Genomic DNA, 19,677 nt, shown 5'->3' on the forward strand with positions numbered 1-19,677 from the left:
CTAGCCGTGCGCCGCATGCGCGGCGCGCACGGCGGCGACGATGTTCGGGTACGCGCCGCAGCGGCACAGGTTGCCGCTCATGCGCTCGCGGATCTCGTCGTCCGACAGCTGCGCGGGCCGGCGCCGCACGTCGTCGGTGGCGGCGCTCCCGGCCCCCGCCGCGAACTCGTCGAGCAGCGCGGTCGCCGAGCAGAGCTGGCCGGACGTGCAGTAGCCGCACTGGAACGCATCGCATTCGACGAACGCGCGCTGCACCGGGCTCAGCACGCCGCCGCGCGCCAGCCCTTCGACGGTCGTGATCCGCGCGCCTTCGTGCATCACGGCGAGGGTCAGGCAAGCGTTGATGCGCCGCCCGTCGACGAGCACCGTGCACGCGCCGCACTGCCCGCGATCGCAGCCCTTCTTCGTGCCCGTGAGGCCCGCGTATTCGCGCAGTGCGTCGAGCAGCGTGACGCGCGGTTCGAGCTGCAGCGTGTACGCGCGCCCGTTGATGTCGAGATGCACGGGCCGCGCCGGCACCGTCTCGCGGCGGGGCGCGGCCGGCGTGGACGCCGCGTGCGGCGGCTGCGGATGAACGTGCGACGTGGCGCCGACGGTCGCGGCCGCCGCCGCGGATTGCAGGAAACGGCGCCGCGCGGCGCTGGACGGCGTATCGTGCGGCAACGGCGGCGGCGCCGCCGAACGGCCGGGCCCGAGCGGCGACGGGGCAGCGTCGCGCGCCGGTTCGGCAGACGGGGAATCGGATCGATCGCTGGACATGGCTTCTGCTCGCTCCGTGGTTGATGGACGCGGACGTGCGCCGCGTGCCCGGATGGCAGCGCGGTCGGCACGCGCATCGGCAAAGAGCAATTCGGGTGCCGCGAAACGGCGGGCGCCGCATGCAGGGGCAGCGCCGGCCACCGTGCGCGGCGCGCACCGGGCGGCAGACGGGCCGAGCCGGCGGCGATCGCGCGTCCATGACGCCACGCTGACGCGCGGCTGGCCGCTTGCTGACGAAGCGGCAATAACGCCCGATTTTTGCGTGCGGCCGGCTGCGCATCGGTCGGAAGTTGCCGGTCGCATGTGCGATGCCGCGCATGGCGCCCGCATCGCCGCGGCCGGGTCGCGGCGTCGCGCGCCGTGTAAATGCGCGCAGCCTCCGCCTCTGCTGGAAAATTCCGCCATGCGGGCCGGTGGATCGCCGCGACGGCACTCGGTCAGCCTGACGAAACCATTTCGCGATCACGCCGGAATCGCAAACGATTCACCGAAACGTCGCATCGCGGCGGCATACTCGAAAACGTTTCCCGATCAGCCTGCCAGGAGAGAAGTCATGCGTCGCGTTTCCGTCGCCGTGGTTCTGTGTGCCGCCGTGTTCGTCGCCGCGTGCAGCGACGACGCACCGCACGACGCCAACGTGACCGACGCCACGCCGCAGGCCGGCGCGTCGAGCGGCGCCGCCAGCGCGTTCAACAGCGACGAGACCGCGAACGCCGCCGCATCCGATGCCGCGCCGCTCGCGCCGCCCGTCGTGCACTACCCGCCCGATGACGACGACGATGCGAAGCCCACCGCGAATGCAGCCGCGTCGAGCGCCGCCGCGTCGTCGCCGGGCTGATCCCGCCGCCACGTGATAGGAGTCGGATCTGTTCAGGCAGAGCAGTGGGCGCGCGGTGTCGAGCCGCCGCTGACATGACATGACATAACGGCCGGCGACGGCGCGAACGGCACGGTGTCGCACCGCTTCACGAGGCCACGTCGAGCACGGCCGGCCGATGGATTCGCACCCGGCCGCCGTCAGGGCCACGAGGCCCGCCTGCGCATGGCAAGCGCGACGGCCCGCCATACCGCGACAGCCACCGCGCGGCATGCGCCGCACAACCGCCCCGTCAGACCGCGTGCGCGAGCGCGCGATCGACGAGCGCGGCCTCGAAGCCGTCGTCCGCGTCGCGAAAACGCAGCGGCGCCGCGCAATGCACCAGCGTGTCGATGAAGTATTTCGCGCGCGGCCACGGCCCGAAGCCGGCCGCCGTGTTGATGTGCCCGGCATCGCCGAGGTTGACGAACGCGCTGCCCAGACGCTGCGCGAGCGTGCGCGCATCGGCGAGCGGCATCCACGGATCGGTCTCGCTGCCGATCACGATGGACGGCACCGCGAGCCGGCGCGCGTCGAACGGCCCGGCAAACGTGAATTTCTTCGGGCTGGCCGGCGCGACGAACAGCACGCCCGCGACATCGCCCACGTGCGGCCACTGCGCGAGCGCATGCGCGGTCGCGAGGCAGCCGAAGCTGTGCGCGGCGAGCACGAACGGGCCGCGCTCGCGATCGAGCAGCGCGCGCACCGCTTGCGCCCAGCCCGCGAGATCGGGCGCATCCCAGTCGTGCTGCTCGACACGCAACGAGCGCGGGAACTGTCGTTCGAGCCAGGTCTGCCAGTGGGCGCCTTCGCTGCCGTGCAGGCCCGGGACGGTGACGAGCCGCGGCGGCCACGCCGATTTGCTGCATGCGCGCATGATTGCCCTCGCTTGCTTGAAGACGAGGTTCGATTGTCGCGTCGGGTACGCCGCGGCCGAACCAATATTTTGTGCTTTGCTTTTGCGCGGCGCGGTGACCGGCCGCGGCCCGCGCCGGCCGCATGGCCCGCACCGAGGGCGCAATGTGCCGCGAAACCGTAGAATGTGGGCTTCCCGTCCGCTTCACACGGAACCGGTCCCCGCGCCGACGCGCCGGGCCAGTCGTCAGGAGTCGCCCGATGTCCGCTACGTCCGCCGGCGCGCCGCGCCCGGCTTCGCTCGCCGTTCCCGTGACGCGCCTCGCCGGCGCGCGCGCCGTCACGCAATGAAGATCCTGTTCCATTCACCGCATCAGGAAGCCGGCGCCTGGCGCGACGAGATCGCGCGGGCGCTGCCGGAAGCCGAACTGCGCGCGTGGCAGCCGGGCGATACGGCCGCCGCCGACTACGCGCTCGTGTGGCGCGCACCGCGCGAGTTCTTCACGCCGCGCGACGGCCTGCGCGCGATCTTCAACCTCGGCGCGGGCGTCGACGCGCTGCTCGCGCTCGAGCACGCGCATCCGGGCACGCTGCCCGCGCACGTGCCGCTCGTGCGGCTCGAAGATTCGGGCATGGCGCGGCAGATGGTCGAATACGTGACGCACGCGGTGCTGCGCTACCTGCGCCGCTTCGACGAATACGACCTGCAACAGCGCGAACGCCGCTGGCAGCCGCTCGAACCGCATGCGCGCGCGAGCTTCACCGTCGCGGTCCTCGGCCTCGGCGTGCTCGGCGCCGCGGTCGCCCGCGCGCTCGCCGCGCTCGGCCTGCCGGTGCGCGGCTACAGCCGCAGTGCGAAGCAGCTCGACGGCATCGCGACCTTCGCCGGCGACGGCGCGTTCGACGCGTGCATCGACGGCGCGAAGGTGCTCGTCAACCTGCTGCCGAGCACGCGCGACACCGACGGCATCCTGTCGGCGCGCGCATTCGCGCGGCTCGCACGCGGCGCGTACGTCGTCAACGTCGCGCGCGGCGCCCATCTCGTCGAAGCCGACCTGCTCGACGCGCTCGCGAGCGGCCAGGTCGCCGCGGCCACGCTCGACGTGTTCCAGCACGAACCGCTGCCGGACGACCATCCGTTCTGGCAAGCGCCGCGCATCACGATCACGCCGCACAGCTCGGCCGAGACGCTGCGCGCGGAAGCCGTCGAGCAGATCGCCGGCAAGATCCGCGCGTTCGAGCGCGGCGCGCCCGTCAGCGGCATCGTCGACTACGCGCGCGGCTACTGAATTCCGCCCTACACAAAATTGGAGACAACCATGACGTTCCCCACCGCCGTCAAGATCGTCGAAGTCGGGCCGCGCGACGGCCTGCAGAACGAGAAGACCTTCGTGCCCACCGACGTGAAGATCGCGCTCGTCGACCGGCTGTCGCGCGCCGGCTTCCGCAACGTCGAGGCCGCGTCGTTCGTGTCGCCGAAATGGGTGCCGCAGATGGCCGACGGCGCCGACGTGATGGCCGGCATCGAGCGCCGCGCGGGCACCGTGTACTCGGTGCTCACGCCGAACCTGAAGGGCTTCGAGAACGCAGTCGCCGCCCGCGCGGACGAAGTCGTGATCTTCGGCGCGGCGAGCGAAGCCTTCTCGCAGCGGAACATCAACTGCAGCATCGCCGAGAGCATCGCGCGCTTCGAGCCCGTCGCGAAGGCCGCGAAGGACGCGGGCCTGCGGCTGCGCGGCAGCGTGTCGTGCGCGCTCGGCTGCCCGTACCAGGGCGAGGTGCCGGTCGCGTCGGTCGTCGACGTCGTCGAGCGGTTCGCCGCGCTCGGCTGCGACGAGATCGACATCGCCGACACGATCGGCGTCGGCACGCCCAGGCGTACGCGCGAGGTGCTCGCGGCGGTCACGCGCGTGTTCCCGCGCGAACGCCTGTCGGGCCACTTCCACGATACCTACGGCCAGGCGCTCGCGAACATCTACGCGGCGCTGTTCGAAGGGATCGAGATCTTCCACGCGTCGGTCGCGGGCCTCGGCGGCTGCCCGTACGCGAAGGGCGCGACCGGCAACGTCGCGACCGAGGACGTGCTGTACCTGATGCAGGGCCTCGGCATCGAGACCGGCATCGATCTCGCGCAGGTCGTCGCGGCCGGCGACTTCATCTCGAACGCGATCGGCCGCGCGAACGTGTCGCGCGCCGGTCGTGCCCTGCTTGCCAAGGCGCAGAGCGCGGCCGACGTCGCGAACTGCGTCTGATCACGCCATTCCACGGATCCTCCACATGACCACACCCGCTTCATTCGATTCCCTGCCCGATTCCGCGCGACGCGTCGCGCTGCTGCTGCGCGAGCGCGGCCATGCGAAAGGCATCGTGATGCTCGCCGAAACCGGCAAGACGTCGGCCGAGGCCGCGGCCGGGCTCGGCTGCTCGGTCGCGCAGATCGCGAAGTCGATCCTGTTTCGCCGGCAGGCCGACGGCGTGCCCGTGCTGGTGATCGCGAGCGGCGTGAACCGCGTCGACGAGCAGAAGGTCGCCGCGCAGGTCGGCCCGGTCGGCCGTGCGGACGCGAAGTTCGTGCGCGACAACACCGGCTATGCGATCGGCGGCGTGTGCCCGATCGGCCATCTGGTCGAACCCGTCACACTGATCGACGCCGACCTGCTCGCGCTCGACAGCCTGTGGGCCGCCGCCGGCCATCCGCACGCGGTGTTCAACCTGTCGCCGCACGAACTCGTGTCGCTGACGGGCGCGCCGGTCGCGGACGTCGCGTTGCGGGAGCCGGCATGAGCGACGTGACGATGCCGGTCGCCACGGTCGCGTCGCCGTGCACCGACGTCTGCCGGATCGATCCGCGCACCGACTGGTGCGCGGGCTGCCTGCGCACGCGCGGCGAGATCAAGGGATGGCGTGCGTCGGACGACGACGCGAGGCGCGCGCTGCTCGCGCGGCTGGACGCGCGGCGGCGGCTGATCGCGGGCAGCGAGACATAAAAAAAAGCCGTTCAGCCTCACGGGCGAACGGCATCGAGATCGGAATCCTGTGAACGTGATCAACGTCACAGCCCGCATCATACGAGCGACGCGAGCGCATCGCATCGGGTGTTTCCCTACAGCTTCTTACAGCGCTTTTCGCGGACGCGCGCGACGTCCGAGCGACGTCATTTCGCAGGCAAGCTTCACGCGCGACACGCGCATTCGACGCGCCGCGGCGTGACCGCGCCGCCGCGACGAATCCTCTGACCGTTTCAGTTGCCGACCGCCGTGCGACGGGCCGGCACGATGCGCCAGCCGAGGTTCACGCCGGCCGCCGCGAGCAGGATCAGCAGCGCGCCGAACACCTGCGTCCACGCGAGCGTCTGCCCGAACGCGACGCGATCGACGGCGATCGCGACGACCGGATAGACGAACGACAGCGCGCCCGTCATCGCGGTCGGCAGCTTCTGGACCGCGCCGTACAGCAGCACGTACATCAGCCCCGTGTTGACGATGCCGAGCACGATCAGATCGGCCCATTGCCCGGCCGTCGCCGGCAACGTGTCGAAGTGCGCGAACGGCGCGAGCAGCAGGATGCCGAGGCCGACCTGCAGCAGCGCGAGCAGATGCGGCGGCGTGCCCTTCAGGTGCTTCGTGATGATCGACGAGATCGCATACAGGAACGCCGCGCCGAGCGACAGCGCGACGCCTTCCAGGTATTCGCCGGGCACCGCGAGCACGGCCGGTTCGACGCGCACCACGAACACGAGCCCGGCGAACGCGAGCGCGAGCCACGCGAGCGTCGACGCGGTGATCCGCTCGCGGAACACGATGGCGCCGAGCGCGACGAGCATGAAGGGTTGCGTGTTGTAGACGGCGGTCGCCATCGAGATCGACGCACGCGAATAGGCGGCGAACAGCAGCAGCCAGTTCGCGACGATCGCGAGGCTGCCGAGCGTCGTGAGCACGAGCATCCGCGGCGAGAACAGCGAACGGCGCAGGAAGCCGAACGCCGCGCAGACGATCGCGAGCGTCGCCGTGCCGAACACGCAGCGGAAGAACACGACATTGGTCAGCGGCTGCTGCGACGACATCACGAGCCAGCCGATCGTGCCGGACATCAGCATCGCGACGATCATCTCGGCGGCGCCGCGGCGAATTTCATTCGAGGCCATCATGAACTCCGTTGGAGAGCGGGGATGAGTCCGATTCTAGAAACTTGCTTTCGCCGAAACCACGGCTAAACTGAAGCGAAACAGCCGATTGACCTTCGAAAGCAAAGCGATCATGCCGAAACGCCTTTCTCCGCCCGCCGTCGCGTCGCTCGACGCGACCGACCGCGCGATCGTCGCCGCGCTGGCCGACGACGCCCGCATCGCGACCAGCGAACTCGCGCGGCAGATCGGGCTGTCGGCGCCCGCGACCGCCGACCGCGTGCGCCGGCTCGAGGCGCAAGGCGTGATCGCCGCGTTCACCGTCGAGCTCGACCCGCGCGCGCTCGGCTACACGCTGCAGGCGATCGTCCGCGTGAAGCCGCTGCCGGGCCAGCTGCATCTGGTGGAGGAGTTGCTGCGGCGGATTCCCGAATTCGTCGAATGCGACAAGGTGACCGGCGACGACTGCTTCATCTGCCGGCTCTACCTGCGCACGATCGAGCACCTCGACGACATCCTGTCGAAGGTGACGGAGCGCGCGGAGACGAGCACCGCGATCGTGAAGTCGACGCCCGTGCCGCGCCGCCTGCCGCCGCTCGTCGAGGACGACCACGCGCACCGCTGAGCCGCGCGCGGCGCATGTCATCGAGCCGCGGCGGCGCGCACCGTCGGGCCGCCGGCGGCACGCGCCGCCCGCCCGCCCCGTCACGCGGCCGCGTCGCGCGCGTCGAAGAACGCGAGCAGTTCGTCGATCAGCGCGACGGGCGCCTCTTCCGGAATGTAGTGCCCGCAATCGAGTGCGCGGCCGCTGACGTCGCGCGCGACGCGGCGCCACTCGTCGAGCGGATCGAAGCAGCGGCCGACGACGCCCTGCGCGCCCCACAGCACGCGCAGCGGGCACGCGATCTTGTTGCCGCGTTCGAGATCCGCACGATCGTGCTCGAGATCGATCGTCGCCGATGCGCGATAGTCCTCGCACATCGCATGCACGGCGCCCGGCTGCGCGAGCGCCGCCCGGTACGCGTCGAGCGCCTCCGGCGCGAACGGCGCCAGACCGGCCGACCGGTTGCCCATCACGCGCTCGACGTACGCATCGGTGTGCGCGCCGATCAGCGTCTCCGGCAGCGGCTCGGGCTGGATCAGGAAGAACCAGTGGAAATACGCGGTCGCGAACGCGCGATCGGTTTTCTCGTACATCGCGAGCGTCGGCGCGATGTCGAGCAGCATCATCCGCTCGACGGCCTCCGCGTGATCGAGCGCGAGCCGGTGCGCGACCCGCGCGCCGCGATCGTGCGCGCACACGTGGAACTGCTCGAAGCCGAAATGCCGCATCACGGCGACCTGGTCGGCCGCCATCGCCCGTTTCGAATACGGCGCATGCCGCGCGTCGCTCGGCGGCCGGCCCGATGCGCCGTAGCCGCGCAGGTCGGTGGCGATCACCGTGAAGTGATTCGCGAGCGTCGCGGCGACGCGATGCCAGATCATGTGGGTCTGCGGATGGCCGTGCAGCAACAGCAGCGGCGGCCCCGCGCCTCCTTTGACACCGAAAATGTCGGTGTCCTGCACCGTCACGCGAAACGGTGCAAACGCCTCAAACGACATGGTTTGTTTCTCGTTGGTTTGTTATGGCGGCTATTTTATGGGCGCCGGCGCGTCTTCACAGCGAGGCAAGCACGCGAAACCATAGAAAGAGAACACTCACTCGATTGCCGGCACACCGCGGAGTTTGTTAAGCTCGCGTAGAATCGCACGACCGTTCGTATTAATATGATCGAACGCGCTCGGCCGCTACACTCGAATCACCGTCCGACCGCAACGCCCCGGAGACTGGAGACATCACATGGCATTGCCCACCGTCCTGCAGAACCTGACGCTGCCCGTCATCGCGTCGCCGATGTTCATCGTCAGCTACCCCGAACTCGTGCTCGCGCAATGCAAGGCGGGCATCGTCGGTTCGTTCCCCGCGCTCAATGCGCGTCCGGCCGAATTACTGGACGAGTGGCTCACGCAGATCCAGTCGGCACTCGCCGACCACAAGGCGAAACACCCCGATGCGGTGATCGGCCCGATCGCGGTCAACCAGATCGTCCACCAGTCGAACGCGCGGCTCGAGCACGACGTGCGCGTGTGCGTCGAGCACAAGGTGCCGATCTTCATCACGAGCCTGCGTGCGCCGGCGCGCGAGATCGTCGACGCGGTGCACGGCTACGGCGGCATCGTGCTGCACGACGTGATCAACCTGCGCCACGCGCAGAAGGCGCTCGAAGCGGGCGTCGACGGGCTGATCCTCGTCGCGGCCGGCGCCGGCGGCCACGCGGGCACGACGTCGCCGTTCGCGCTGGTCGGCGAAGTCCGCAAGATCTTCGACGGCCCGATCGTGCTGTCCGGCTCGATCGCGAACGGCGGCTCGATCCTCGCCGCGCAGGCGATGGGCGCGGACTTCGCGTACATGGGCACGCGTTTCATCGCGACGCAGGAAGCGCACGCGATCGACGACTACAAGCACGCGATCCTGAACGCGAAATCGTCGGACATCATCTACACGAACCTCTTCACGGGCGTGCACGGCAACTACATCCGCGAGAGCATCGAGAAGGCCGGCCTCGATCCGGACGCGCTGCCGGAATCGGACAAGACCAAGATGAATTTCGGCAGCGACAAGACGAAGGCGTGGAAGGACATCTGGGGCGCCGGCCAGGGCGTCGGCCTGATGGACGATCTGCCGAGCGTGAGCGCGCTCGTCGAGCGGCTCAAGCGCGAATACGACGACGCGAAGGCGCGGCTCGGCATCCCGCGCTGACGGATGCGGCGGCCATCGCGGCCGCCATCGACACGAGCATCGTCGATGCCAAACGAAAAGCGCGAACCGGCAGCGGTTCGCGCTTTTTCATTGCCCCGCCGCGGCGGACGACGCGGCTCAGACCGCGCGCTTCATCCGCGTGATCGGCAGCACGCGCAGGTGCGATTCGATCGACGGGCACAGCGACTGCCCTTCGAAACGCGCGGCCAGGAAATCGACGAAAGAGCGTACCTTCGCGGACACGTGGCGACGGCTCGCATACACCGCATAGATCGGCGCCTCGTGCGGCGGCACCGAATCGAGCAGCACCGGCACGAGCCGGCCCGACTCGATGTCGTCGCCGACCACTTCGGTGCCGAGCAGCGCGATGCCCGCGCCGGCGAGCACGGCCGCGCGCAGCCCGTCGAGATGGTTCACGATCAGGTTGCCGTTCAGGCTCACGCGCGACGCGGCGGCCGCATCGATCACCAGCGAATCGAGCATCGTCGAATTCGAATCGCGCCGCAGGTAGTTGTGGTTCGCGAGATCGGCGATCGTCTGCGGCGTGCCGCGCTTCTCGAGATACTCGGGCGACGCGACCAGCAGGATGTGCGCGGTCGCGATCTGGCGTGCGACCAGCGACGACGATTTCAATCCGTTCGGCGCCGCGCGCACCGCGACGTCATAGCCTTCCTCGATCAGGTCGACCACGCGATCGGACAGCGTCATGTCGACGGTCACGTCCGGGAACCGGCCCGCATAATCGGTGACGGCCTGCATCACGTGCCGCAGCCCGAACGCGGACAGCGACGTCACGCGCAGCCTGCCCTGCGGCACCACGCTCGCGGCGCCGACGGCCTGGCCGGCTTCGTCGAGTTCGGACAGCGCCTGCACGAGGCGCTCGTAGTATTCGCGTCCCGCCTCGGTTGGCGCGACGCGTCGTGTCGTGCGATGCAGCAACCGCGCGCCGAGCTGCTGCTCGAGGTGCATCACGTGCTTGCTCGCCATCGCCGCCGACATCTGCATGCGCTCCGCCGCGCCGACGAAGCTGCCCACTTCGACGACGTAGCGAAACACATTCATGCTGACGAGGGTATCCATCGAACTAGCTCGCAATCCCGGGGAATCAACCAATTACGAGATAGGGTAACAAAGGCGAGGAAACAGAAAGGTCAAGAAAGGCAAAACGGCGCCGCGGGTGGCGGCGCCGCTTCGGGCCGGAAATGACGGCCGGGAAAACATGCAGCCGGCACGCGCGATTCACGCGCGCGGCCGGCGCGCCGATTGCACGCGCGCGTCAGAACTTCGCGCGAATGCCCGCGCCGAACGTGTTGCCGGTCGACAGGCCGCTGATGTGGTCGTTCATGTAGGCGGCGTAGATGTCGGTGCGCTTGGACAGCGGGTAGTCGTAGCCGACGGCCCAGGTCTGGCGCGTCTGGTCGAGGCCGCCCGCGTCGCGCGAGTATGCATACGACGCCATCGCGTTGCCCACGCCGATCGGCACCGACACGCCGCCCTGCGCGGTATTCACGTGCCAGCTGCCCGCAACCTGGTCGTTCTTCGTATACATGTACTGACCGAACAGCTTCACGAGCTTCAGGTCGTAGGTCGCGCCGACCAGCGCGATGCCCTGGCTCTTCATGCCGGTCACGAGCGCGCTCAGGTCCTGCGGGCCGTTGTTGAAGTTCACGTACTGATACACGGCGGTCGCCGCGAACGGGCCGTTCGCGTAGTTGAACTGCGCGCTCCACTTCTTCGAGCGGTTGTCGCCGGCCTGGTTGCCGAGTGCGTACATCGCGCCGAAATTCAGGCCACCGAACGAAGGCGACGTGTACCCCACCGCGTTGTTCCAGCCCGAATCGCCGACCGCGCCCTGGTCGCTCGGATAGGTCGGGAACGTGCCGAGGCCGAGAAACACGTGGTACACCATCGGCGAGAAGGTGTACGAGTCGTAGAACGGGTTGAACAGGATCGTCGACAGGAACAGGTGCGTCGTCAGGCGGCCTGCCGTCACCGTGCCGTACGGCGAACTGATGCCGACGTACGCATTGCGTGCGAAGAACGTGTCGCCCTGGAAGCGGCCGTACTGGCCGTTCTGCGCACGGAAGAAGCTCTCCAGCGTGAAGATCGCCTGGTAGCCGTCGCCGAGATCCTCGGCGCCGTGCAGGCCCCAGTACGACGTCGACATCCCGCCGCCCGACACGTTCCAAGCACGATCGCCGCCCGGGAACTTGGTGGCGCCGACCCATTCGTCAACCTGCCCGTAGAGCGAGACGCTCGACTGCGCATGGACGGGTGCGGCGGCCGCCACGCAGGCGGCTGCGGCGATCAGCTTGACGGACGTGCGCGACGCACGACGGGCGAATGCTTTCATGGGATCTCCAGGTTTTGTCGGATAGTCGATAAGTGGCGCGAGCGTTGTTTTTTGGAGCCGAGTGCTTGCGTCGTATGGGGCGCAGCCATCTTTACGGATCATTCGTCCGGTCAAAATTGCGCACACTTATTGCGGGTATAGCGCCGGCATTAACTTCGCGGCATGTATCCATGGCCGGATGCACGGCGGCGGCCCGCCGCGAATGCGGTCGCACCGGCGGGCGGCGGCGCGGCATGCGCGTACCGGGCGCGAAAGATAGCGCAATGCGGCGGGAAAATCAGCGGAAATCTGCGCGCGACTGTGGCGAATTCGCATCAGCCGGCGAGGGGCTGAGCGCGGGGCGCTCAGTTTCGGTAGAACGGGGAGAAAGAAGGTGAGTGCGCAGGCTCTTCCTGCGAGCGGGGCGGCGGCATCGGGCGACCGCCGCGCTCCTCGTTGTAGCGCGCGACGTCGGCGCGGATCGAGCCGGCCCGCAGCGGGACGTTGCCGCCGCCCGGCGGGCGCGGCATCTGGCGCACTTCGGCGCTGATCGGCCGATACGGGCTTTGCGCGGCGTAATGGCCGTACGACGGCGTCGGGCGCAGCCCCCAGCGGGAACCGGCGCCGCTCACGCCGCCGGGACGCACGCCGGCAGGCGGCGGAACGCGACGCCAGACCGGACCGCCGCCGGGGCCACCGGCCGGCTGACCGTACGCGCGCATGTCGCCGCCGCCGAAGCCGTGGCCACCGAACCCGTGACCGCCATGGGGCGGCTGGGCCAGCGCGAGCGGCATCAGCAGCGCGCCGAGCACGCCCGCCACCCATCGTCCGATCTTCCGTTTCACCCGTTCCGTCATCGTTCCGTGCCCATCGACGCCCGCCGTCGGTTCCTTTCGGCCGACCCAAGGCTTTCAGCAGTAATTTATGAGCGGGCGGAAAGTGTGTCGAGCCAAAAAGTGTTATGTCGCCGGCATCGGTGTAACACCATGTTACTGCTAGGTTTTTTCGCTTCGGCACGCGGTCGCGGCAGAACATTCTTCTGCGGTTTTGCGCGGGGCCGGGTGGACGCGGCGGCCCTCATTGCATGCAACCGATTCATCAATCGATTCGCACAATGAATTTGTCTGGTGAATCGTCAACCGGGACAATAACGCGATCCGCGCGCGCGACGCGCGCCTTCGCCGTTTCCGAACCGAGTCCCCCGATGGCCCGTCCCCGTTTTCTCCCCGACAACTTCACGCTCGCGCTCGTCGGCACCGTCGTGCTCGCGAGCCTGCTGCCCTGCCGCGGCCCGGCCGCCCATGCGTTCAACTGGGCGACCAACATCGCCGTCGGCCTGCTGTTTTTCCTGCACGGCGCGAAACTGTCGCGCGAAGCCGTCATCGCCGGCGCGACCCACTGGCGACTGCACACGGTCGTGCTGCTCAGCACGTTCGCACTGTTCCCGCTGCTCGGCCTCGCGTTGAAACCGGTGCTGCAGCCGCTCGTCACGCCGACGTTGTATGCGGGCGTGCTGTTCCTGTGCACGCTGCCGTCGACGGTCCAGTCGTCGATCGCGTTCACGTCGATCGCGAAGGGCAACGTGCCGGCCGCCGTGTGCGCGGCATCGGCGTCGAGCCTGCTCGGAATCTTCGTCACGCCGGCGCTCGTCGGCCTGATGATCACGTCGCAGTCGGCCGCGACCGCGTCGCCGTGGAGCACCGTCGGCAGCATCGTGATGCAGCTGCTCGTGCCGTTCATCGCCGGCCAGTTGCTGCGGCCCGTGATCGGCGGCTGGATCGACCGCAATCGCGGCGTGCTGCGCTTCGTCGACCAGGGCTCGATCCTGCTGGTCGTCTATGTCGCGTTCAGCGAGGCCGTCAACGAGGGGCTGTGGCACCAGATTCCGCCGCGCGCGCTCGGCGGCCTGCTCGTCGTCAACCTCGTGTTGCTCGCGATCGCGCTGCTGCTGACCGCGTTCGTCAGCAAGCGGCTCGGCTTCAACCGCGCCGACCAGATCACGATCATCTTCTGCGGATCGAAGAAGAGCCTCGCGGCCGGCGTGCCGATGGCGAAGGTGATCTTCTCGGCGAACGCGGTCGGTGCGATCGTGCTGCCGCTGATGCTGTTCCACCAGATCCAGCTGATGGCGTGCGCGGCGCTCGCGCAGCGCTGGGGCGCGCGCGACACGAGCGGCGAGCGCGCCGAAGGCGGCACGGCAGCAGCGTCCGGCGCGCTGAGCGCGGGCAAGCGCTGACGCGCCCGGGCGCGCGATGGCCGTCGCTGGCGGCTGTCCGCTTTCCGCCTCCCGCTTTCCGTCCACCTCCCCTTCCAGTCCCGCCCCGATGCGCGTCCCGCTCGATGCACCGGCAACGCCTGTCGTGTCACGAAATCTTCATTCAATTCTCCGCCAGCGGTGCCGATAAGCCGGTCGTCCCGTCGATCCGGCTGCCCTCGCCCATGCCCGCGCCCTCCTCCGATTCCGCTGCCCCCCGCACCACGCGCCTGATCGCGGACCGCGCGCTCGCCGCCGTTTTCCAGCCGATCGTCGACCTCGGGTCGGGCACGGTCGTCGGTTACGAAGGGCTGATCCGCGGCCCGCGCGGCACCGACCTCGAGCCGCCCGCCGCGCTGTTCGCGCAGGCCGCGCGCGAAGGCGAGACCATCGCGCTCGAACGGGCCGCCGCGCTCACCTGCCTCGACGCGTTCGCGGCGCTCGGCTGCGACGGCAAGCTGTTCCTCAATTTCAGCGCGGGCACGATCCTCACGCTCGCCAGCGAACGCGAGCGCGCACGCCAGTTCCTCGGCCGCGCGCAAATCGGCGCCGAACGCATCGTGATCGAGCTCACCGAGCAGAACGCGATTCCCGATCTCGCGGACATCGGACCGGCGGTCGCGACGCTGCGCGACGCCGGCATCCAGTTCGCGCTCGACGACTACGGCACCGCGAACGCGAGCATGAACCTGTGGCTGCGCCTGCACCCGGACGTCGTGAAGATCGATCGCTTCTTCATCCACGACATCGCGCACGACCCGCTCAAGTTCGAGGCCGTGAGGGCCATGCAGCACTTCGCGCAAGCGAGCGGCGCGAAGCTGATCGCGGAAGGCATCGAGAACGAATGCGACCTGATCGTCGTGCGCGACATGGGCATCTGCTGTGTGCAGGGCTTCCTGCTCGGCCGGCCGAACGCGCAGCCGTCGCCGGTGGTCGCGCCGGCCGCGCGCGACGCGATCCGCGCGCCGCACATCGCGGTGTTTCCCGGCGTGACGCGCGCGGTGCGGCCGGCCGGCACGATCGCCGGGAAGATGCTCGTGCCCGCCCCGGCGCTGCCGCGCGACGCGACCAGCAACGACGTGCTCGACCTGTTCAACCGGATGCCCGATCTGCATGCGGTCGCGCTCGTCGAGCGCGGGCGGCCCGTCGCGCTCGTGAATCGCCGCGGCTTCATCGACCGTTTCGCGCTGCCGTATCACCGCGAGGTGTTCGGGAAGAAGCCGTGCCTGCAGTTCGCGAACGATGCGCCGCTGATGATCGACAACGCAACCACGTTCGAGCAGCTCGCGACGCTGCTCGCGCGCCACGACCAGCGCTATCTCGCGGACGGCTTCGTGATCACCGAACACGGCCGCTATGTCGGGCTCGGCACTGGCGAGAGCCTCGTGCGCACGGTGACCGAGATGCGCATCGAGGCCGCGCGCTACGCGAATCCGCTGACGTTCCTGCCCGGCAACATCCCGATCAGCGCGCACATCGACCGCCTGCTTCAGCGCGACGCCGGCTTTCACGCGTGCTACGTCGACCTGAACCAGTTCAAGCCGTTCAACGACCAGTACGGCTACTGGCAGGGCGACGAAGTGCTGAAGTTCGCCGCGACGGTGCTGGCCGGCGTGTGCGATCCGCAGCGCGACTTTCTCGGCCACGTCGGCGGCGACGATTTCCTCGTGCTGTTCCAGCGCGACGACTGGCGCGAGCGCGCCGCCGACGCGATCGCACGCTTCAACGACGGCGCGCAACGCTTCTACACGCAAGCTGACAGGCAGGCGGGCGGGCTGCGCGGCGAGGACCGCCACGGCAACCCGGCGTTCTTCGGCTTCGTGACAATGGCGATCGGCGCGGTCGGCGTGCCGGCCGGCGCGCACGGCGCGCAACGCTACGGCAGCGACGAGATCGCATCGGTCGCCGCGCTCGCGAAGCGGCGGGCGAAGCAGCAGCCTGACGGGCTCGCGGTCGTCGATCTCGATGCCGGCCGCGCCGCGCTGCGCGATCGCGGCGAACCGCCGGCCGCGGCGATGGCGGCGGGCTGAAGGCGCACAGGCGTCGGGCGCACCGGCAACGTCCGTGCGCCGACCGACCCGCCCGGTGCCCGTCCGGCGCGTGGTCGGGCTGTTGCGCGACGGCGCCTCGTCGACGTACGCGCAGGCAGCAGGGTGCCGCGCCCTCGCGCTGACCTGCGCACCCGCCTCCGCCGCGCGTTCCCGCGCCCCGCCGGCGCTGGCGGACATCCGCACAGCCACCTTGCCTTTTTCGTGTTTTGTTTAGTATTTTTAGTAACGGTGTTTTCGCAGATTAGCGGCTAAAAACCCGTTATTTGCGGGTATTCCCCGGTTATCCGGCCCGAATTCCGCAGCGCGTTTTACTATACAATCGCCTCCACCCTAAACAAACCGGACCCCTAACGATGGGTACGACCATTCGCGACGTGGCGCGGGCGGCTGAGGTCTCGATCGGCACCGTCTCCCGCGCGCTGAAAAACCAGCCCGGCCTGTCCGAAGCCACGCGCGCGCGCATCGTCGAGATCGCCCGGCAGCTCGGTTACGATCCCGCCCAGCTGCGGCCGCGCATCCGCCGGCTCACCTTTCTGCTGCACCGCCAGCACAACCGCTTTCCCGCAAGCCCGTTCTTCTCGCACGTGCTGCACGGCGTCGAGGACGCCTGCCGCGAGCGCGGCATCGTGCCGACGTTGCTCACGGTCGGCCCGAACGACGACGTGCTGCGCCAGATGCGCCCGCATGCGCCCGATGCGATCGCGGTCGCCGGCTTCATCGAGCCCGAGACGATCGAGGCGCTCGCCGCCACCGGCCGGCCCCTCGTGCTGATCGACCTGTGGGCGCCCGGGCTGCGTTCGGTCAATATCGACAACGCGACGGGCGCGGCGCTCGCGATGCGCCACCTGCTCGCCAGCGGCCGCTCGCGAATCGCGTTCATCGGCGGCTCGGCCGCGCACTACAGCATCGCGCAGCGCGCGATCGGCTACCGGCGCGCGTTCTTCGAAGCCGGGCGATTGTTCGATCCCGCATACGAAGTGACGATCGACGCGGGGCTCGACCCCGACACGGGCGCCGCGCGTGCGATGGAGCAACTGCTCGACGCGCCCGGCCCGCGCCCCGACGCCGTGTTCGCGTACAACGACGCGGCCGCGCTGGCCGCGCAGCGCGTGTGCATCGCGCGCGGCCTGCGGATTCCGGACGACATCGCGATCGTCGGCTTCGACGACATCCCGGCCGCCGCGCACGCGAACCCGCCGCTCACGACGCTCGCGGTCGACAAGGAAGCGCTCGGCCGCCGCGGCGTCGAACTGCTGCTCGCGGAATCGCCCGAGCGCACCGAGATCTCCCTGCCCGTCGCGCTGATCGTGCGGGCCAGCAGCCAGCCCGCCGGCTCACCGGCATTCGATACCGCCACGGTCCAAGAGTCATGAACATGCCCCCGGTCCACTCCCGCGCCGCCGCGCCGGCCAGCCACGCGCAAGCGGCACCGTTCGTCGCGAGCTTTCGCGACCCGTCGTTCCTGCTGTCGCACATCGAAGACACGCTGCGCTTCTACGCGACGAACGCATTCGACCCGACGGGCGGCTTCTACCATTACTTCCGCGACGACGGCAGCATCTACAACCGCACGTCGCGCCACCTCGTCAGCACCTGCCGGTTCGTCTTCAACTACGCGATGGCGTACCGCCATTTCGGCGACCCGCGCCACCTGGAATACGCGCGCCACGGGCTGCGGTTCCTGCGCGACGCGCACTGGGACGACGCGCTGCAGGGCTACGACTGGGAGCTCGACTGGCGCGACGGCGCGAAGCACGCGACGCTCGACGGCACGCGCCACTGCTACGGCCTCGCGTTCGTGCTGCTCGCGGCCGCGCACGCGACGATGGCCGGCATCGACGAAGCGCGCCCGCTGATCGCGTCGACCTACGAGCTCGCCGAGCACCGCTTCTGGGATGCGGCCGCGGGCCTCTACGCGGACGATGCGACGCCGAACTGGAACGTGTCGTCGTATCGCGGCCAGAACGCGAACATGCACATGACGGAAGCGCTGCTCGCCGCGTACGAGGCGACCGGCCATCTGACGTACCTCGATCGCGCGGAAAAGCTCGCGTCCCACATCACGCAGCGCCAGGCCGCGCTGTCGGGCGGGCTCGTGTGGGAGCACTACCATGCGGACTGGTCGATCGACTGGGATTACAACAAGGAAGACAGCTCGAACATCTTCCGTCCGTGGGGCTTCCAGCCCGGGCACCAGACCGAATGGGCGAAGCTGCTCCTGATCCTCGAGCGGCACCGCCCGCTCGACTGGCTCGCGCCGCGCGCGGCCGAGCTGTTCGACGCGGCGCTCACGCACGCGTGGGACGCGGATCACGGCGGCCTCTGCTACGGCTTCGGCCCCGACTTCACGATCTGCGACCACAACAAGTATTTCTGGGTGCAGGCCGAAACCTTCGCGGCGGCCGCGATGCTCGGCGCGCGCACCGGCAGCGAGCGCTTCTGGGACTGGTACGACGAGATCTGGCGCTACAGCTGGGCGCACTTCGTCGATCACCGCTACGGCGCGTGGTACCGGATCCTCACCTGCGACAACCGCAAGTACAGCGACGAGAAGAGCCCGGCCGGCAAGACCGACTATCACACGATGGGCGCCTGCTACGACGTGCTCGCGACCCTCGCGCGCATGCAACGCAGCGAGCCGACGCAATGAGCGGCGCCACGTTTCCGGCGTTCGTGTCGGCGGGCGACATCCTGACCGACATGGTGCGCGCGGGCGACGCGCAGTGGACGTCGGTGCCGGGCGGCGCCGGCTGGAACGTCGCGCGCGCGGTCGCGCGGCTCGGCATACCGAGCGCGCTCGCCGGCTCGATCGGCGAAGACTGCTTCTCCGACGTGCTGTGGCGCACGAGCGAAGCGGCCGGGCTCGACCTACGCTTCCTGCAGCGCGTCGCGCGGCCGCCGCTGCTCGCGATCGTTCACGAGACGCGCCCGCCCGCGTACTTCTTCATCGGCGAAGCGAGCGCCGATCTCGCGTTCGATCCCGCGCGGCTGCCGGCCGGCTGGGCCGAGCACGTGCAATGGGCGCATTTCGGCTGCATCAGCCTCGTGCGCGAACCGCTCGCGGGCACGCTGGCCGCGCTCGCGGCCGACCTGCACGCACGCGGCGTGAAGATCAGCTTCGACCCGAACGTGCGGAACCTGATGACGGCCGCATACCGGCCGACGCTGGAGAAGATGGCCGCGCTCGCCGACCTGATCAAGGTGTCCGACGAAGACCTGCGGCACCTGTTCGGCGGCGACGGCCCCGACGCGATCGCGGCGGTGCGCGCGCTGAACCCGCGGGCGGCCGTGCTCGTCACGCGCGGCGCGCAGGCGGCGACGCTCCACGCGGACGGCGACGTGCACGAGGCCAGTCCGCCGCGAGTCGAGGTGGCCGACACCGTCGGCGCGGGCGACGCGTCGATCGGCGGCCTGCTGTTCAGCCTGATGGCCGCGCCGCAGCGCGGCTGGCGCGAGCATCTCGCGTTCGCGCTAGCGGCCGGCGCCGCCGCGTGCCGGCACACGGGCGCGCACGCGCCGACGCTCGACGAGGTCGTCGCGCTGCTCGAAGGTTGAACAGGCGTTGAAGGGACGCGCAGGCAGGTGACCGGTCGCTGATCGGTCACCGATAAACCGCGTTCACCATGCTGCGCCGCAGTGCTACGATG

At 69.5% G+C, this 19,677-nt stretch carries 19 protein-coding genes; 12 read left to right on the forward strand and 7 right to left on the reverse strand.

What is annotated here, in order from left to right; genetic code table 11:
• Positions 1-759, reverse strand: a complete 759-nt coding sequence (locus CFB49_RS15990) for a (2Fe-2S)-binding protein (protein WP_069620155.1) — start codon at positions 757-759, stop codon at positions 1-3.
• Positions 760-1,312: 553 nt separating this feature from the next.
• On the opposite strand from CFB49_RS15990, the gene CFB49_RS15995 reads away from it, so the two are divergent.
• The gene (locus tag CFB49_RS15995; RefSeq protein WP_089491737.1) at positions 1,313-1,597 is read left to right on the forward strand and encodes a hypothetical protein; all 285 of its coding nucleotides are present in this window, start codon (positions 1,313-1,315) and stop codon (positions 1,595-1,597) included.
• Positions 1,598-1,868: 271 nt separating this feature from the next.
• Here the strand turns inward: CFB49_RS15995 and CFB49_RS16000 are convergent, their stop codons facing one another.
• Positions 1,869-2,492 (reverse strand): RBBP9/YdeN family alpha/beta hydrolase, encoded by a 624-nt coding sequence (locus tag CFB49_RS16000; protein ID WP_069620153.1) that lies wholly within the window; start codon positions 2,490-2,492, stop codon positions 1,869-1,871.
• A gap of 325 nt (positions 2,493-2,817) precedes the next feature.
• Here CFB49_RS16000 and CFB49_RS16005 point away from each other — a divergent pair, with 325 nt between their 5' ends.
• Genes CFB49_RS16005 through CFB49_RS16020 form a run of 4 tightly spaced genes read left to right on the forward strand, consistent with a single transcriptional unit; the run spans position 2,818 to position 5,457 of the window.
• Positions 2,818-3,759: a 2-hydroxyacid dehydrogenase gene (locus CFB49_RS16005; RefSeq protein ID WP_089491738.1), complete on the forward strand. Its 942-nt coding sequence runs from the start codon at positions 2,818-2,820 to the stop codon at positions 3,757-3,759.
• A gap of 30 nt (positions 3,760-3,789) precedes the next feature.
• Positions 3,790-4,722, forward strand: a complete 933-nt coding sequence (locus CFB49_RS16010) for a hydroxymethylglutaryl-CoA lyase (RefSeq protein ID WP_089491739.1) — start codon at positions 3,790-3,792, stop codon at positions 4,720-4,722.
• A gap of 25 nt (positions 4,723-4,747) precedes the next feature.
• Positions 4,748-5,254 (forward strand): YbaK/EbsC family protein, encoded by a 507-nt coding sequence (locus CFB49_RS16015; protein WP_089435718.1) that lies wholly within the window; start codon positions 4,748-4,750, stop codon positions 5,252-5,254.
• Positions 5,251-5,457, forward strand: coding sequence for a DUF1289 domain-containing protein (locus CFB49_RS16020; protein ID WP_069620149.1), 207 nt, complete (start codon positions 5,251-5,253; stop codon positions 5,455-5,457). Before CFB49_RS16015 ends, CFB49_RS16020 begins: the two co-directional genes overlap by 4 nt.
• Before the next feature lie 254 nt (positions 5,458-5,711).
• Here the strand turns inward: CFB49_RS16020 and CFB49_RS16025 are convergent, their stop codons facing one another.
• A complete protein-coding gene (locus tag CFB49_RS16025) occupies positions 5,712-6,614 on the reverse strand; it encodes a DMT family transporter (protein WP_069620148.1) in 903 nt (300 codons plus the stop codon).
• Positions 6,615-6,726: 112 nt separating this feature from the next.
• On the opposite strand from CFB49_RS16025, the gene CFB49_RS16030 reads away from it, so the two are divergent.
• Positions 6,727-7,218, forward strand: coding sequence for an Lrp/AsnC family transcriptional regulator (locus tag CFB49_RS16030; protein WP_050014344.1), 492 nt, complete (start codon positions 6,727-6,729; stop codon positions 7,216-7,218).
• A gap of 80 nt (positions 7,219-7,298) precedes the next feature.
• Here the strand turns inward: CFB49_RS16030 and CFB49_RS16035 are convergent, their stop codons facing one another.
• A complete protein-coding gene (locus tag CFB49_RS16035; RefSeq protein WP_089435720.1) occupies positions 7,299-8,195 on the reverse strand; it encodes an alpha/beta fold hydrolase in 897 nt (298 codons plus the stop codon).
• Positions 8,196-8,433: 238 nt separating this feature from the next.
• On the opposite strand from CFB49_RS16035, the gene CFB49_RS16040 reads away from it, so the two are divergent.
• Positions 8,434-9,393, forward strand: a complete 960-nt coding sequence (locus CFB49_RS16040) for an NAD(P)H-dependent flavin oxidoreductase (protein ID WP_089491740.1) — start codon at positions 8,434-8,436, stop codon at positions 9,391-9,393.
• Positions 9,394-9,510: 117 nt separating this feature from the next.
• On the opposite strand, the gene CFB49_RS16045 is transcribed toward CFB49_RS16040, so the two are convergent.
• The 3 genes from CFB49_RS16045 to CFB49_RS16055 all read right to left on the reverse strand — a co-directional run bounded on the left by CFB49_RS16045 (position 9,511) and on the right by CFB49_RS16055 (position 12,582).
• Positions 9,511-10,473, reverse strand: coding sequence for a LysR family transcriptional regulator (locus CFB49_RS16045; protein WP_089491741.1), 963 nt, complete (start codon positions 10,471-10,473; stop codon positions 9,511-9,513).
• A 196-nt stretch (positions 10,474-10,669) separates the two neighbouring features.
• Entirely contained in the window at positions 10,670-11,746 is a 1,077-nt protein-coding gene (locus CFB49_RS16050; RefSeq protein ID WP_089435721.1) for a porin, read from the reverse strand.
• A 344-nt stretch (positions 11,747-12,090) separates the two neighbouring features.
• Positions 12,091-12,582, reverse strand: a complete 492-nt coding sequence (locus CFB49_RS16055; protein ID WP_069620143.1) for a peptide-binding protein — start codon at positions 12,580-12,582, stop codon at positions 12,091-12,093.
• Between the two features lie 347 nt (positions 12,583-12,929).
• On the opposite strand from CFB49_RS16055, the gene CFB49_RS16060 reads away from it, so the two are divergent.
• The 5 genes from CFB49_RS16060 (at position 12,930) to CFB49_RS16085 (ending at position 19,585) form a co-directional block, all read left to right on the forward strand.
• Positions 12,930-13,961 carry a bile acid:sodium symporter family protein gene (locus CFB49_RS16060; RefSeq protein ID WP_069620142.1) on the forward strand — a complete coding sequence of 344 codons (1,032 nt, stop codon included), beginning with the start codon at positions 12,930-12,932 and terminating at the stop codon, positions 13,959-13,961.
• A gap of 203 nt (positions 13,962-14,164) precedes the next feature.
• The gene (locus CFB49_RS16065; protein ID WP_069620310.1) at positions 14,165-16,009 is read left to right on the forward strand and encodes an EAL domain-containing protein; all 1,845 of its coding nucleotides are present in this window, start codon (positions 14,165-14,167) and stop codon (positions 16,007-16,009) included.
• 374 nt (positions 16,010-16,383) lie between these two features.
• Positions 16,384-17,403: a LacI family DNA-binding transcriptional regulator gene (locus tag CFB49_RS16075; RefSeq protein ID WP_069620141.1), complete on the forward strand. Its 1,020-nt coding sequence runs from the start codon at positions 16,384-16,386 to the stop codon at positions 17,401-17,403.
• Positions 17,400-18,680 (forward strand): AGE family epimerase/isomerase, encoded by a 1,281-nt coding sequence (locus CFB49_RS16080; RefSeq protein ID WP_089491742.1) that lies wholly within the window; start codon positions 17,400-17,402, stop codon positions 18,678-18,680. Before CFB49_RS16075 ends, CFB49_RS16080 begins: the two co-directional genes overlap by 4 nt.
• The gene (locus CFB49_RS16085) at positions 18,677-19,585 is read left to right on the forward strand and encodes a carbohydrate kinase family protein (RefSeq protein WP_069620139.1); all 909 of its coding nucleotides are present in this window, start codon (positions 18,677-18,679) and stop codon (positions 19,583-19,585) included. Before CFB49_RS16080 ends, CFB49_RS16085 begins: the two co-directional genes overlap by 4 nt.
• The last annotated feature ends 92 nt before the right edge of the window (positions 19,586-19,677 follow it).

Source organism: Burkholderia sp. AU17457, from assembly GCF_002223255.1.
Classification (GTDB): domain Bacteria; phylum Pseudomonadota; class Gammaproteobacteria; order Burkholderiales; family Burkholderiaceae; genus Burkholderia; species Burkholderia sola.

Excerpts from the sequence above, each read along its gene's own strand:
- CFB49_RS15990 (WP_069620155.1), bottom strand. The coding sequence starts at position 759 with ATGTCCAGCGATCGATCCGATTCCCCGTCTGCCGAACCGGCGCGCGAC.
- CFB49_RS15995 (WP_089491737.1), top strand. The coding sequence starts at position 1,313 with ATGCGTCGCGTTTCCGTCGCCGTGGTTCTGTGTGCCGCCGTGTTCGTC.
- CFB49_RS16000 (WP_069620153.1), bottom strand. The coding sequence starts at position 2,492 with ATGCGCGCATGCAGCAAATCGGCGTGGCCGCCGCGGCTCGTCACCGTC.
- CFB49_RS16005 (WP_089491738.1), top strand. The coding sequence starts at position 2,818 with ATGAAGATCCTGTTCCATTCACCGCATCAGGAAGCCGGCGCCTGGCGC.
- CFB49_RS16010 (WP_089491739.1), top strand. The coding sequence starts at position 3,790 with ATGACGTTCCCCACCGCCGTCAAGATCGTCGAAGTCGGGCCGCGCGAC.
- CFB49_RS16015 (WP_089435718.1), top strand. The coding sequence starts at position 4,748 with ATGACCACACCCGCTTCATTCGATTCCCTGCCCGATTCCGCGCGACGC.
- CFB49_RS16020 (WP_069620149.1), top strand. The coding sequence starts at position 5,251 with ATGAGCGACGTGACGATGCCGGTCGCCACGGTCGCGTCGCCGTGCACC.
- CFB49_RS16025 (WP_069620148.1), bottom strand. The coding sequence starts at position 6,614 with ATGGCCTCGAATGAAATTCGCCGCGGCGCCGCCGAGATGATCGTCGCG.
- CFB49_RS16030 (WP_050014344.1), top strand. The coding sequence starts at position 6,727 with ATGCCGAAACGCCTTTCTCCGCCCGCCGTCGCGTCGCTCGACGCGACC.
- CFB49_RS16035 (WP_089435720.1), bottom strand. The coding sequence starts at position 8,195 with ATGTCGTTTGAGGCGTTTGCACCGTTTCGCGTGACGGTGCAGGACACC.
- CFB49_RS16040 (WP_089491740.1), top strand. The coding sequence starts at position 8,434 with ATGGCATTGCCCACCGTCCTGCAGAACCTGACGCTGCCCGTCATCGCG.
- CFB49_RS16045 (WP_089491741.1), bottom strand. The coding sequence starts at position 10,473 with ATGGATACCCTCGTCAGCATGAATGTGTTTCGCTACGTCGTCGAAGTG.
- CFB49_RS16050 (WP_089435721.1), bottom strand. The coding sequence starts at position 11,746 with ATGAAAGCATTCGCCCGTCGTGCGTCGCGCACGTCCGTCAAGCTGATC.
- CFB49_RS16055 (WP_069620143.1), bottom strand. The coding sequence starts at position 12,582 with ATGACGGAACGGGTGAAACGGAAGATCGGACGATGGGTGGCGGGCGTG.
- CFB49_RS16060 (WP_069620142.1), top strand. The coding sequence starts at position 12,930 with ATGGCCCGTCCCCGTTTTCTCCCCGACAACTTCACGCTCGCGCTCGTC.
- CFB49_RS16065 (WP_069620310.1), top strand. The coding sequence starts at position 14,165 with ATGCCCGCGCCCTCCTCCGATTCCGCTGCCCCCCGCACCACGCGCCTG.
- CFB49_RS16075 (WP_069620141.1), top strand. The coding sequence starts at position 16,384 with ATGGGTACGACCATTCGCGACGTGGCGCGGGCGGCTGAGGTCTCGATC.
- CFB49_RS16080 (WP_089491742.1), top strand. The coding sequence starts at position 17,400 with ATGAACATGCCCCCGGTCCACTCCCGCGCCGCCGCGCCGGCCAGCCAC.
- CFB49_RS16085 (WP_069620139.1), top strand. The coding sequence starts at position 18,677 with ATGAGCGGCGCCACGTTTCCGGCGTTCGTGTCGGCGGGCGACATCCTG.